A 12671-nucleotide genomic window follows, 5' to 3' on the forward strand; every position below is an offset into this window, starting at 1 on the left:
CATTTTGACTGTGTTCCCGCAGGGTGGTAAGTCTGCGGCAGACCGACGCAGGTCAATGTCGCGCCGATTGCCCTGGCGTATAATCGGCGCCCTGCCCCAGCCGGAAACGACCCGATGAACTCGATTGATCCCGCCGTGTTTGAAGAATGGATGATGACCGGCCTGGTCAGCATCCTGATCATTTTCATGGGCTTTATCGTCTGGGACCTGGCGAAGAAATCCAAGGCCGGGCGCTTTGGCTCGATGATCCTGTTCTTCGTGCTGGGCCTGGGCGTTGCCGCGTTCATCATCAAAAGCGTGGTGATCGGCCTGATCGAGTCCGGCGCCTTATAAGCGCGCCGGCACTTCTTTCCATTGGCCTTGGTCCAGGCCGTCGATCGACCAGTCACCAATCCGCACCCGCACCAGACGCAACGTCGGCAAGCCTACGGCGGCCGTCATGCGCCGCACCTGGCGGTTACGCCCTTCACGAATCACCAACTCCAGCCAATGGGTCGGCACGCTTTTGCGAAACCGCACCGGCGGATTGCGCGGCCACAACTGCGGCTCGTCCAGTTGCCGGGCTTCGGCGGGCAGGGTCATGCCGTCGTTGAGTTCCACGCCGTCGCGCAGGCGTTGCAGCTGTTCCTCGGTCGGCTCGCCTTCCACCTGCACCCAATAGGTTTTGGCTAATTTGTGCTTGGGGTCCGCGATGCGCGCCTGCAATTGGCCGTCGTTGGTCAGCAGCAACAGGCCTTCACTGTCACGGTCCAGGCGCCCGGCCGGGTAAATGCCGGGGATGTCGATGAAATCCTTGAGGGTCGCCCGCCCGCCTTCATCGCTGAACTGGGTCAGCACATCGAAGGGTTTATTGAACAGGATCAACTTGGGCTCGGCCGGTGGCGCCTTGGCGACACGACGCGGGGCTGACGAAGTTTGCGGACTTTTCACACCAGGGCGGCGGGAAACAGGACGGGCAGGACGGGACATGGCAAAGAAACATCTAACGGTCAGGACCGACAATGCTAGTGGCCTGACCGTTAAATAACCATCCCAACCGTTTAGCGGAACGGCGGCTCGTCGAAGCTGCGCAGTTTGCGCGAGTGCAACGAGTTGAGTTCGGTGCGCAACAGATCCACCGCCTCGATGCCGATCTTCAAGTGCTGGCTGACCGCACGCTCGTAGAACGCGTTGGCCGATCCCGGCAGCTTGATCTCACTGTGCAGCGGTTTATCCGACACACATAACAACGTGCCGTACGGCACCCGCAGGCGGTAGCCCTGGGCGGCGATGGTGCCGCTTTCCATGTCCACGGCCACGGCGCGGGACAGGTTGATCAGCGGCCGTTCCTGGGCCCAGCGCAGCTCCCAGTTGCGGTCGTCGTAGGTCAGCACGGTGCCGGTGCGCAGGCGCTTTTTCAGCTCTTCGCCTTTCTCGCCGGTGACGTTGGCCGCGGCTTGCTGCAGGGCCATCTGCACTTCGGCCAGGGCCGGGATCGGAATGTTCGGCGGCACTACCCGGTCGAGAATCCCGTCGCGACGCATGTAGGCGTGAGCCAGCACGTAGTCACCGATGGTCTGGGATTGGCGCAGCCCGCCGCAGTGACCAATCATCAGCCAGCAATGCGGACGCAATACGGCGAGGTGGTCGGTGATGTTCTTGGCATTGGACGGGCCGACGCCGATGTTCACCAGGGTCACACCATGGCCGTCGCTCGCCTGCAAGTGGTAGGCCGGCATCTGATAACGGTGCCAGACCACGCCGGCAGCAATGGCAGACGCTTCGCCGTGGTCCATGCTCTTGTCGATGATCACATTGCCCGGCAGCACCATGCGGATAAAGCGCGGGTCGCTGCGCAACTGTTCCAGGCCATGCACGATGAACTGGTCAACGTAGCGGTGGTAGTTGGTCAGCAAAATCCACGGCTGCACATGGCGCCAGTCGCTGCCGGTGTAGTGCACCAGGCGGCGCAGGGAGAAGTCGACGCGGGCGGCATCGAACAATGCCAATGGCAGCGGGTCGGTGTTTTCCCAGTCGTACAGGCCGTCGGCGATGCCATCGGTGGCGGCAGACAGGTCGGTACTCGGGAACACCCGCGCCAGCGTGGCGGCAGTTACACCGGAGCCGGCCAGTTCGTCACCCTGCTCCACCACGTACGGGTAGGGAATGTTCTGCTGGCTGACGCCCACTTCCACCGTCACGGTGAAGTCGTGCATCAACGGCACCAGTTGCTCCAGCAGGTATTTGCGGAAGGCCGACGGATGGGTGACGGTGACGCTGTAGGTCCCCGGCAACTGAACCTTGGCATACGCCCGGGTGGTCTGTGGGACTTCGCCCTGCACCAGGTAGGTCAGGCGCAGTTCCGGGTAGCGAAACATCGCACGTTGTTCGGCGTCGGGTTCGACGCGGTCTTTGAGGTAGCGCTTGAGGGCTTGATTGAGCGCGCCAGTGGCACGCTCATGGAGAGCCGCCAGCCGATCCACGGCTTCTTCGGCGGTTTGAACGACAACAAAAGCTTCGGTCACGGTAAGCATCCTGTGTTCTGACTTGCAGGCCTTCATCTTGCCTGTATCCCTGGCGCACTGGAACACCGGAATTGGAATGCGATCAATAATGTGGGAGCGGCGGTGCGACGATTCGACTTGCTCGCGAAAGCGGTAGGTCAGTCAGCACATGTATTGGCTGATCCACCGCCTTCGCGAGCAAGCCCGCTCCCACATTTTGACCGTGTTTGTTCAGGAAAAAGGAGGTGTCGAGCGCGCGACAATCGCTTCCACATTCACACCCCGCGGCAAGGTGCCATAGACCCGGCCCGACGACTCACCCAGTCGGCTGGCGATAAAGCCATCACTCACACTGGCATTGCCCGCCTCCAGCAGCAGCTTGGCCTGCAACGTCACCGCGATGTCCTCGGTCAGTTGTCGGGCACGGTACTGGATGTCCTGGGTGTCCATAAAGGCCGACTTCAACTGCTCGATGTGCCGCGCCAGGTGCTTGTGACCGTGGCCATCCCCCAGCTCGACAAACAGCGCTTCCAGCACGCCCGGTTCTTTCGACAAGGCCCGCAGCACATCCAGGCACTGCACATTGCCGGAACCTTCCCACGTCGAGTTGACCGGCGCCTCACGGTACAAGCGCGGCAGGATACTGTCCTCGACATACCCCGCACCGCCCATGCACTCGGCGGCTTCGTTGATCATCGCGGGCGCGCGCTTGCAGATCCAGTACTTGCCCACCGCCGTCACCAGCCGGGCGAATTTGGCTTCCTGTTCGTTATCCAGATGGTCCAGCGCGCGCCCCATACGCATGCTCAAGGCCAGGGACGCCTCGCTTTCCAGGGCCAGGTCGGCCAGTACGTTCTGCATCAACGGTTGCTCGCTGAGCACCCGGCCACCTACCAGGCGGTGAGCGCAATGATGGCTGGCCTGGGTCAGCGCCTGGCGCATCAGGGCGCTGGAGCCGACCATGCAATCGAAGCGGGTCATCGCCACCATCTCGATGATGGTCGGTACGCCGCGCCCTTCTTCGCCGATCATCCAGGCCAGCGCGCCACGAAACTCCACTTCGCTGGAAGCGTTGGAGCAGTTGCCGAGCTTGTTTTTCAGGCGCTGGATGTAGAACTCGTTGCGGGTGTCATCCGGGCGGTGCCGGGGCAGCAGGAAACAGGTCAGGCCCTTGTCGGTCTGGGCCAGGGTGAGGAAGCCATCGCACATCGGCGCGGAGCAGAACCACTTGTGCCCCACCAGCTCATACGCCTGGCCCGGGCCGCCGGCGCCCACCGGGTAAGCGCGGGTGGTGTTGGCGCGCACGTCGGTGCCACCCTGTTTCTCGGTCATGGCCATGCCGATGGTGGCGCCGGCCTTGTGGGCGATGCCGACGTTGCGCGGGTCGTATTCGGTGGCGAGGATTTTCGGCAGCCAGGTTTCAGCCAGGTCTGGCTGCAGGCGCAGGGCCGGGACGCAGGCGAACGTCATGGTCAGCGGGCAGCCGGTACCGGCTTCGGCCTGGCTGTGCAGGTAGGTCATCGCCGCGCGGGCCACATGGGCGCCGGATTGCGGATGGGCCCACGGCAACGACGGCAGGCCGTGTTCGACGGCGGTGCGCATCAGCTCGTGGTAGGCCGGATGAAACTCCACCAGGTCAATGCGATGGCCAAACCGGTCATGGCTGTTGAACACCGGTTTGTTCTGATTGGCCAGGAACCCGGCTTCCATCAGCGGCCCGCCCGCCAGCGCACCATAGGTGTCGATGCGCTGCTCGGCCCAGCCGGCGCCGAAGCGCCGGGACCAGTCTTGCAGAGGCAAGTCGATACGGTACAGATTGGTGCCGTCCAGGGACGGTGGCTGGTTGGTGACGTCGTGGGTTTCGGCGAACTGGTGCAGGTGCATGACGGGCCTCCTGAAAAAAGGCCACGTTCATTGAGGCCTGAATTTCAGTTAAGCACCGTCACCCGGGTTAAAAAAGTGGCATAAACGCCTAATTGGCGGCGCTTTCACCCTCAACCATATGCAACAACCGCAGTTGCAGCACCCGTTGCAGGGCCTCGAAACGTACCGGCTTGGCCACTCGGTCGGTGATACCCACGCCGTGGCAGCGCTCGCGTTCCGGGGCTTGTAACGAGGTGCTCAAGGCGATCACCGGCAGCTCACCACAGCCGGGCAACGCACGGATCTGGCAGCACAGCGAAAAGCCGCCCTCGGGCACATCCAGCAACACTGCGTCGAAGGTTTGACTCTGCAGCAACGCCAGGGCGGCCGGCCCATTGTCGACGGTTTTCACCCGATAACCGAGCTTGAGCAACATGCCGCGCACCACCAGTTGCGCCACGCTGTTGTCGTCCACCAGCAGCACCGTGCACTCCTGCGGCGTGCGTTGCGCTTGCGGTACTCGCCGCACGGCAGCCGGTTCTGGCTGGACGGGGCTGACCGCAAGCTCCAGCTGGAAGCGACTGCCGCGCCGCGGCTCGGAATTGTGGGTGAGGCGCCCACCGAGCAACTCGATCAATTGCCGGCAGATCGCCAGGCCGATGCCCATGCCGCCGTATTGGCGAGTGGTCGAGCCATCGAGCTGGAAGAAGCGCTGATACAGGGTCGCCTCATCGAGGTAGGCGAAGCCGATGCCGGTGTCAGTGACAATGAAGGTCAGGCGCAGCGTTCCGTCCGCCTGGGGCACACCGACCACCCGCACACGCACCGAACCCTCGTGGGTGAACTTGAAGGCATTGTCCAACAGGCAATCCAGGCATTGCGCCAGCTTGCCGGGATCACCGTTGATGCGGTCCGGCAGGTCTTCTGCCAGATCAATGGAGAACGCCAACCCCTTGTTCTGGGCGCTGGCCGCGAACTGCTGGCGCAAGGTGTCGAGCAGCCCACGCAGGCTGAACACTTGGGGTTGCGGGCTGAGGCGCCCGGCCTGCAATTCGGTGAGGGTGAGGATGCCGTTGACCATGCGCATCATCTCGCGGGCCGCACCGGAGGCGGTTTGATGGTACTGCGCGAGGTCGCCTGGCAGCGGCTCGGTCTGCATCAATTCCAGGGAGCCGATCACACCGTTCATCGGCGTGCGCAGCTCGTGGGTCAAGGTGGCGAGGAATTCATCCTTGAGCTGGTTGCTGTGGGCCAGTTGCGTGTTGAGCACTTCGAGTTTCTGGCTGGCGTCGAACAGGATTTGCGCCTGTTGCTCGCGCATCGAATTGATCCGGTCGGCCAGCGCCAGGGACAGCAAGGCCACTTCCAGTGCCGAGCCGATCTGGCTGGCGTACATCGTGAGGAACACATTGGGCAGGTAGCCCAGCACCATCATCGTATTGACTACACCGCCCAGCAGGAACGCGGTCCAGGCGATGATGAAGTATCGCGCCATGCGCTGGCCGCAATACCAGGCCTTGATGGCCGCGACGAAGATGGTCACGGTAAAGACCAGCGCCAGGGCGGTGGCCAGGCGTAGCGCCAGCGCATAACTGGTGAACAATGCCAGCACCATCACCACCCCGCCGCTGACCGCCAGGGCCAGCAACAGCCGGTTGATCCAGCGACTGTAAAGCGCGGTGTGCAGGAAACTGCGGGCAAAGAGGCTGCCGAACAGCGCCGCCGAACCGATCAGGAAGGGCACCGCCGCGTTCGCCCACCACGGGTTATTCGGCCAGAAATACTGCACGGCCACGCCGTTCACCGACAGCTGATACAGGCCGAACGAGGCGATATAGAGGATGTAATAGAGGTAGCTGGTGTCGCGCACGCTCAGGTAGATGAACAGGTTGTAGATCAGCATGCCGAGCAACACGCCGTAGATCACACCCAGCACGTACAGGCGCAATGGCTGTTCTTCGAGGTACGCGGTGGTGGACCAGAGGGTCAGCGGTGCCTGGATCGAGCCCTGGCTTTGCAGGCGCAGGTACAGGGTTTCCTGCTGGCCAGGGACGAAGTCGAGCTTGAACAGGTAGTTGCTCTGGCGGATTTCGCGGCTGGAAAACGGCAGGATGCTGCCGGTGCGCGACACCAGTCGATAGTTGCCGACACTGTCAGGCTCGTACAGCTCCAGTTGGTTCAGCGGCGGGTAAGCCAGTTCCAGCAGCCAGCGGCGCGGGGCATCCGGGCGCTGTGCGCGGTAATGCAAATCGACCTTGAGCCAGAACACCGAGCGCGAATAGCCGGCATTCAATGTGGCTTTGTCGTGGGTCTTGAAACGACTGGCGAGGACCGGCGAGCTGATATCGCCAATGGTCAGGGCGCCACTGGGGTCCTCAAGGACTTGCATCACTTGGCCCAGGGGCAACCGCGTGGTGGTCTCGTTGAACTCGACTGCGCCGGCCAGCATCGGCAGCCCGGTCAACAGTAACATCAGCAAATAGCGCATAGAGCCCCAGCGTGACCTGTCCGGTTATGTCAAAAGCCTCCATTCCTTTTGAGCAGACGTAAACCGGCGATACAGTTATTGGTTTGAATCCACTCTAGCATAGCCATTACAGGCCAAAAGACACCATTGAAATAATTTTTTGAAAGGCTCTAGAGCGGGCATTACAGGGCATTTGACCTGTATTTCAAGATGATAGCAAACAGCCATTTCCACCTTCCCCTCCGCTAAAAATTCAACCATCGCCCGACAGCCACCCAAAAAGCGTTTGGTGGTAAGCTCGCGCACCATGAATATCTACAGCTCTCGCCCCGTTGTCCTCTGTCTCTCCGGCCATGATCCCAGTGGTGGCGCCGGCTTGCAGGCAGATATCGAAGCCCTGCTCGCCCAGGGCTGTCATGCGGCCCCGGCCGTCACCGCGCTGACTGTGCAGAACACCGTCAACGTCAGCGATTTCCGCGTGCTGGATCGCGAGTGGGTGCTGGCCCAGGCCAACGCCGTGCTCGGTGACTCCGAAGTGGCCGCGGTGAAACTGGGCATGCTCGGTTCCCTGGAGATGGTCGACACCGTGGTCGAACTGCTCAAGGCGCACCCGCATTTGCCGGTGGTCTGCGACCCGGTGCTGCGTGCCGGCGGCGGCGGCAGCCTGGGCAAGGACGAGGTCGGCTACGCCATGCGCGAGCGGCTGTTGCCGCTGTCGATGATCGCCACCCCCAACCTGCCTGAAGCACGCATCCTCGCCGAATTGCCCGAGGGCACGGCGGACGAATGCGCAGCGAAACTGCTGCCGTTCATCAAGCACCTGCTGATCACCGGCGGCCATGGCGACGAGCACGAAGTGCACAACCGCCTCTACAGCCGCGACGGCACGCACCAGACCTTTACCTGCCAGCGACTGCCCGGCAGTTACCACGGTTCGGGCTGCACCCTGGCCAGCGCGCTGGCCGGTCGGTTGGCACAAGGCGAAGGGTTGGTCAGCGCGGTGCAATCGGCCCTCAACTACACTTGGCGCACCCTGCGTGACGCTGAACAACTCGGCCAGGGGCAATTCGTGCCTCGTCGTCTGCCGTTGGATTTCTGCTCGTAACACCAAGAGGCCTGCCCGATGAAACTACGTGGCCTTTATGCCATTACCGACAGCCAACTGTTGGCCGGCAAGTTCCTGGCCTACGTCGAAGCGGCGTTGGACGGTGGCGTGACCCTGCTGCAATACCGCGATAAAAGCAGCGACGAAGCGCGCCGCCTGCGGGAAGCCGAAAAACTGCGAGAGCTGTGCTCGCGCTACAAGACCCAACTGATCATCAACGATGACGCCGAACTGGCCGCACGCCTCGGCGTCGGCGTGCATCTGGGCCAGACCGACGGCCCGCTGACCCCGGCCCGTGCGCTGCTCGGTTCCAAGGCGATCATCGGCTCCACCTGCCACAGCCAGATCGAACTGGCCGAGCAGGCTGCCCGCGAAGGTGCCAGTTATGTCGCCTTCGGCCGCTTCTTCAATTCCAACACCAAGCCCGGCGCGCCGGCAGCCACCGTTGAACTGCTGGCCCAGGCCCGCGCGCGGTTGCACCTGCCGATCTGCGTGATCGGCGGCATCACCCTGGAAAACGCCGAGCCGCTGGTGGCCCACGGTGCCGACTTGCTGGCAGTGGTCCACGGCCTGTTTGGTGCCGACAGCACCCAGGAAGTCACGCGCCGCGCCCGCGCTTTCAACGATCTTCTAAAATCTTGAATTCAGAGAACACGATCATGTCCCGTTCCGAAACCCTGTTTGCCAATGCCCAGAAACACATCCCCGGCGGTGTGAACTCTCCCGTGCGAGCGTTCAAGAGCGTTGGCGGCACCCCACTGTTCTTCAAGCATGCCGAAGGCGCCTACGTCACCGACGAAGATGACAAGCGCTACGTCGACTACGTGGGTTCGTGGGGCCCGATGATCCTCGGCCACAGCCATCCGGAAGTACTGGACGCGGTGCGCCAGCAGCTGCAACACGGCCTTTCCTATGGCGCACCGACCGCCATGGAAACCGAGATGGCTGACCTGGTGTGCTCCATCGTGCCCTCCATGGAGATGGTGCGGATGGTCAGCTCCGGCACCGAAGCCACCATGAGCGCGATTCGCCTGGCCCGTGGGTTTACCGGCCGCGACAGCATCATCAAGTTCGAAGGCTGCTACCACGGCCACTCCGACAGCCTGCTGGTCAAGGCCGGTTCCGGTGCACTGACCCAGGGCGTACCGAGCTCCGCCGGGGTGCCGGCCGCGTTCGCCAAACACACCCTGACCCTGCCGTTCAACGACATCGCTGCCGTCGAGCAGATGCTCAGCGAAGTCGGCCAGGAAGTGGCGTGCATCATCGTCGAGCCGGTGGCCGGCAACATGAACTGCGTGCCGCCGGCGCCGGGCTTCCTGGAAGGCCTGCGGGAACAGTGCGACAAGCACGGCGTAGTGCTGATTTTTGATGAAGTGATGACCGGCTTCCGCGTTGCCCTCGGCGGCGCTCAGGCTTACTACGGCGTCACGCCGGACCTGAGCACCTTCGGCAAGATCATCGGCGGCGGCATGCCGGTGGGCTGCTTCGGCGGCAAGCGCGAAATCATGCAACACATCGCGCCGCTGGGCCCGGTGTACCAGGCAGGCACCCTGTCGGGTAACCCGCTGGCCATGGCCGCCGGCCTGACCACCCTGCGCCTGATCAGCCGCCCGGGCTTCCACGCCGAGCTGACCGACTACACCACTCGCCTGCTGGACGGCCTGCAACAGCGCGCCGATGCCGCCGGCATTCCGTTCGTGACCACCCAGGCGGGCGGCATGTTCGGCCTGTACTTCAGCGGCGCCGACGACATCGTCACCTTCGACGATGTGATGGGCAGCGATGCCGACCTGTTCAAGCGCTTCTTCCACCTGATGCTGGAAGGGGGCGTGTACCTGGCACCGAGCGCCTTTGAGGCCGGCTTCACCTCGATCGCCCATGGCGACGCCGAGCTGAAACTGACCCTCGATGCTGCCGAACACGCCTTCGCCGCCTTGAAATAAGCGGATCAAAAATCAGGCGCCGCCCCTGGCGGCGTCAGATTTGCTACTTTGCTTACAGACATTTCCGTCTTTTTTCGAGAATTCACCTGCAATCCGGCAGATAACTTGCCCACGCAGCAGAAAAACGAGTAAAGACTTTGTAAGCAGGTGCCTGCTTATTTCATAATGCGCGCTTATTGGATCCCCCCGTGGGTCCCGCGCCCCGTCAGAGGTAAGTCGATTCCCATGAAACGCACCGGCCGCACCCTGGTTCTGGGCTGCCTGTTGCTCCTTCAGCCGCTGCTGGCGTATGCCCAGGCAGGCGGCAACTCGTTGTTAATCCCAGCGATGGGTCGTTGCACCCTCAATACCCAGCCGGAAAGCCAGGCCGAAGCCCTGAGCGCGTGCCAGAAACAGGCCGATGGCGGGGATGCGCAGGCGCAATACGAGTTGGGCGAGTACTTCTACGACAGTAAAAACCCCGCACGCGACCTCAACAAAGCCTTGAGCTACTTCGAGAAAGCCTCGTTGCAGGGCCACGCGCAGGCGCAATTCCAGCTGGGCACCATGTTTTTCCACGGCGAAGGCGTACCGGCCAATAACATCCAGGCGTACATCGTGCTGAAAATGGCGGCGGTGAACGGCGCCGAAGATGCACTGGACACGGCCGACGAAGTGGCCGAACACATGCAGCGCGACGAACTGGAAGTGGCTACCCAAGTGCTGGGACAGATTTTCCGCAACTACCTGCAGGAACTGCAGAGCGCAGATGGCAGCTCGCCGTTTTCGCCGCTGCCCTGAGTTTTGTAGCGACTTTACTACCGCCTTCGCGAGCAAGCCCGCTCTCACATTCGACTGTATTCCAAAGGTGGAACTCGGTCGAGTGTGGGAGCGGGCTTGCTCGCGAAGGGGTCGGCGCGGTCTTAAGCCTTACTTCTCAGGCATCGGCATCGGAAACGGCATGACATTGCTCATGCCCCGGGCCTCGCTGATTTTCGGCGTGCCCAGGCGCTCGACTTCATCGATGCGCACGATCGAATGCATCGGCACAAAACTGCGCACCACGCCTTCGAACTGAGCCTTGAGTTTTTCCTCGCCCGGGTCGACGACCAGCTGCGTGCGCTCGCCAAAGACGAACTCTTCCACTTCCAGGAAGCCCCACAGATCACTTTGATAGATCTGCTTGGCGTACATTTCGAACACCTGGCCCTGGTTAAGGAAAATCACCTTGTAGATTGGAGCTTCACGTTTGGTCATGGTGGGCGGGTAACACATCGGGGGATTTAAAAGAGGGCGCGAACTATAGCATGGCGTCCGATGCACAGTGCTAGGAACCTATCGGCATGCCCCCTATAATGCGCGGTTCTTTACCACCAGTTGACGATCCCCATGGCCAAGAAGCTTTACATCGAAACCCACGGTTGCCAGATGAACGAGTACGACAGCTCGCGCATGGTCGATCTGCTGGGTGAACATCAGGCCCTGGAAGTCACCGCTCGCGCTGAAGACGCCGACGTGATCCTGCTCAATACCTGCTCGATCCGCGAGCGGGCCCAGGACCGGGTCTACTCGCAGCTGGGCCGCTGGCGTGAACTGAAACTGGCCAACCCGGACATGGTGATCGCCGTCGGCGGTTGCGTGGCCAGCCAGGAAGGCGCCGCCATTCGCGACCGCGCACCGTACGTCGACGTGGTCTTCGGCCCGCAGACCCTGCACCGCCTGCCAGAAATGATCGACGCCGCGCGCATCACCAAGCTGCCGCAGGTCGACGTCTCGTTCCCGGAAATCGAAAAATTCGACCATTTGCCCGAGCCGCGCATCGACGGCCCAAGCGCTTATGTGTCGGTAATGGAAGGCTGCAGCAAGTACTGCACCTTCTGCGTGGTGCCATACACCCGCGGCGAAGAAGTCAGCCGCCCGTTCGACGACGTGCTGGCAGAGATCATTCACCTGGCCGAGAACGGCGTGCGTGAAGTGACCCTGCTGGGACAAAACGTCAACGGCTACCGTGGCCAGACCCACGACGGGCGCCTGGCGGACCTCGCGGAGTTGATCCGGGTAGTGGCTGCCGTCGACGGGATCGAGCGGATTCGCTACACCACCTCGCACCCGCTGGAGTTCTCCGACAGCCTGATCCAGGCCCACGCCGAAGTGCCGGAGCTGGTCAAGCACCTGCACTTGCCGGTGCAATCGGGCTCGGACCGCATTCTCTCGGCGATGAAGCGCAACCACACCGCCCTGGAATACAAATCCAAATTGCGCAAATTGCGTGCGGCGGTGCCGGGGATCTGCATCAGCTCGGACTTTATCGTCGGCTTCCCGGGCGAGACCGAGAAAGACTTCCAGCAGACCATGAAGTTGATTGAAGACGTCGGCTTCGACTTCTCCTACTCCTTCGTCTACAGCCAGCGCCCGGGCACCCCCGCGGCAGACCTGCTCGACGAAACCCCGGAAGCGTTGAAGAAGGAGCGTTTGAACGCCCTGCAACATCGCCTCAACCAACAGGGTTTCGAGATCAGCCGACAGATGGTGGGCTCGACCCAGCGCATCCTGGTGACCGACTACTCGAAAAAAGACCCTGGCGAATTGCAGGGCCGGACCGAGAACAACCGGATCGTCAACTTCCGCTGTGATAATCCGACGCTGATCGGGCAGTTCGCCGACGTGCACATCGACGCGGCACAACCGCACTCGCTGCGCGGTTCGCTGGTGTAACAATAATTCGGCCACCGGGACCCAATGTGGGAGCGGGCTTGCTCGCGAAGGCGGTGTATCAGGCAACGAACAGGCTGACTGCCCCATCGCATTCGCGAGCAAGCCCGCTCCCACAT

At 62.2% G+C, this 12671-nt stretch carries 11 protein-coding genes; 6 read left to right on the plus strand and 5 right to left on the minus strand.

Features of this window, described 5'->3' with window-relative positions; translation table 11 throughout:
- Positions 1 to 123 precede the first annotated feature (123 nt).
- Positions 124 to 333, plus strand: a complete 210-nt coding sequence (locus QF039_RS25285) for a DUF2788 domain-containing protein (RefSeq protein WP_026077819.1) — start codon at positions 124 to 126, stop codon at positions 331 to 333.
- Here the strand turns inward: QF039_RS25285 and QF039_RS25290 are convergent.
- The 4 genes from QF039_RS25290 to QF039_RS25305 form a co-directional block, all read right to left on the minus strand.
- On the minus strand, positions 328 to 969 hold the full coding sequence (locus QF039_RS25290; RefSeq protein WP_029616066.1) for a pseudouridine synthase: 642 nt from the start codon (positions 967 to 969) through the stop codon (positions 328 to 330). The two genes, QF039_RS25285 and QF039_RS25290, sit on opposite strands and share 6 nt — an antisense overlap.
- Positions 970 to 1040: 71 nt before the next feature.
- Positions 1041 to 2540 (minus strand): AMP nucleosidase, encoded by a 1500-nt coding sequence (amn, locus tag QF039_RS25295; RefSeq protein WP_172834544.1) that lies wholly within the window; start codon positions 2538 to 2540, stop codon positions 1041 to 1043.
- 174 nt (positions 2541 to 2714) lie between these two features.
- Positions 2715 to 4367 (minus strand): acyl-CoA dehydrogenase family protein, encoded by a 1653-nt coding sequence (locus tag QF039_RS25300; protein WP_307521278.1) that lies wholly within the window; start codon positions 4365 to 4367, stop codon positions 2715 to 2717.
- Positions 4368 to 4455: 88 nt separating this feature from the next.
- Positions 4456 to 6834 carry a hybrid sensor histidine kinase/response regulator gene (locus tag QF039_RS25305; RefSeq protein ID WP_008436587.1) on the minus strand — a complete coding sequence of 793 codons (2379 nt, stop codon included), beginning with the start codon at positions 6832 to 6834 and terminating at the stop codon, positions 4456 to 4458.
- Between the two features lie 286 nt (positions 6835 to 7120).
- Between QF039_RS25305 and QF039_RS25310 the strand changes: the two genes are divergently transcribed.
- From QF039_RS25310 to QF039_RS25325, 4 genes are all read left to right on the plus strand, one after another.
- Positions 7121 to 7918, plus strand: coding sequence for a hydroxymethylpyrimidine/phosphomethylpyrimidine kinase (locus QF039_RS25310; protein ID WP_177008849.1), 798 nt, complete (start codon positions 7121 to 7123; stop codon positions 7916 to 7918).
- An 18-nt stretch (positions 7919 to 7936) separates the two neighbouring features.
- Positions 7937 to 8560, plus strand: a complete 624-nt coding sequence (thiE, locus tag QF039_RS25315) for a thiamine phosphate synthase (RefSeq protein ID WP_177020941.1) — start codon at positions 7937 to 7939, stop codon at positions 8558 to 8560.
- A gap of 17 nt (positions 8561 to 8577) precedes the next feature.
- On the plus strand, positions 8578 to 9861 hold the full coding sequence (gene hemL, locus QF039_RS25320; protein ID WP_307521281.1) for a glutamate-1-semialdehyde 2,1-aminomutase: 1284 nt from the start codon (positions 8578 to 8580) through the stop codon (positions 9859 to 9861).
- Between the two features lie 225 nt (positions 9862 to 10086).
- Positions 10087 to 10641 carry a tetratricopeptide repeat protein gene (locus tag QF039_RS25325; protein ID WP_307521283.1) on the plus strand — a complete coding sequence of 185 codons (555 nt, stop codon included), beginning with the start codon at positions 10087 to 10089 and terminating at the stop codon, positions 10639 to 10641.
- A 129-nt stretch (positions 10642 to 10770) separates the two neighbouring features.
- On the opposite strand, the gene QF039_RS25330 is transcribed toward QF039_RS25325, so the two are convergent.
- Positions 10771 to 11097, minus strand: coding sequence for a DUF1820 family protein (locus QF039_RS25330; protein ID WP_003215457.1), 327 nt, complete (start codon positions 11095 to 11097; stop codon positions 10771 to 10773).
- Between the two features lie 132 nt (positions 11098 to 11229).
- Here QF039_RS25330 and miaB point away from each other — a divergent pair, with 132 nt between their 5' ends.
- The gene (gene miaB / locus QF039_RS25335) at positions 11230 to 12555 is read left to right on the plus strand and encodes a tRNA (N6-isopentenyl adenosine(37)-C2)-methylthiotransferase MiaB (protein WP_102369960.1); all 1326 of its coding nucleotides are present in this window, start codon (positions 11230 to 11232) and stop codon (positions 12553 to 12555) included.
- Positions 12556 to 12671 lie beyond the last annotated feature (116 nt).

It is taken from the genome of Pseudomonas sp. W2I6 (assembly GCF_030815935.1).
GTDB lineage: Bacteria > Pseudomonadota > Gammaproteobacteria > Pseudomonadales > Pseudomonadaceae > Aquipseudomonas.

Excerpts from the sequence above, each read along its gene's own strand:
- hemL (WP_307521281.1), top strand. The coding sequence starts at position 8,578 with ATGTCCCGTTCCGAAACCCTGTTTGCCAATGCCCAGAAACACATCCCC.
- QF039_RS25330 (WP_003215457.1), bottom strand. The coding sequence starts at position 11,097 with ATGACCAAACGTGAAGCTCCAATCTACAAGGTGATTTTCCTTAACCAG.
- QF039_RS25300 (WP_307521278.1), bottom strand. The coding sequence starts at position 4,367 with ATGCACCTGCACCAGTTCGCCGAAACCCACGACGTCACCAACCAGCCA.
- QF039_RS25325 (WP_307521283.1), top strand. The coding sequence starts at position 10,087 with ATGAAACGCACCGGCCGCACCCTGGTTCTGGGCTGCCTGTTGCTCCTT.
- QF039_RS25310 (WP_177008849.1), top strand. The coding sequence starts at position 7,121 with ATGAATATCTACAGCTCTCGCCCCGTTGTCCTCTGTCTCTCCGGCCAT.
- miaB (WP_102369960.1), top strand. The coding sequence starts at position 11,230 with ATGGCCAAGAAGCTTTACATCGAAACCCACGGTTGCCAGATGAACGAG.
- thiE (WP_177020941.1), top strand. The coding sequence starts at position 7,937 with ATGAAACTACGTGGCCTTTATGCCATTACCGACAGCCAACTGTTGGCC.
- amn (WP_172834544.1), bottom strand. The coding sequence starts at position 2,540 with ATGAAGGCCTGCAAGTCAGAACACAGGATGCTTACCGTGACCGAAGCT.
- QF039_RS25290 (WP_029616066.1), bottom strand. The coding sequence starts at position 969 with ATGTCCCGTCCTGCCCGTCCTGTTTCCCGCCGCCCTGGTGTGAAAAGT.
- QF039_RS25305 (WP_008436587.1), bottom strand. The coding sequence starts at position 6,834 with ATGCGCTATTTGCTGATGTTACTGTTGACCGGGCTGCCGATGCTGGCC.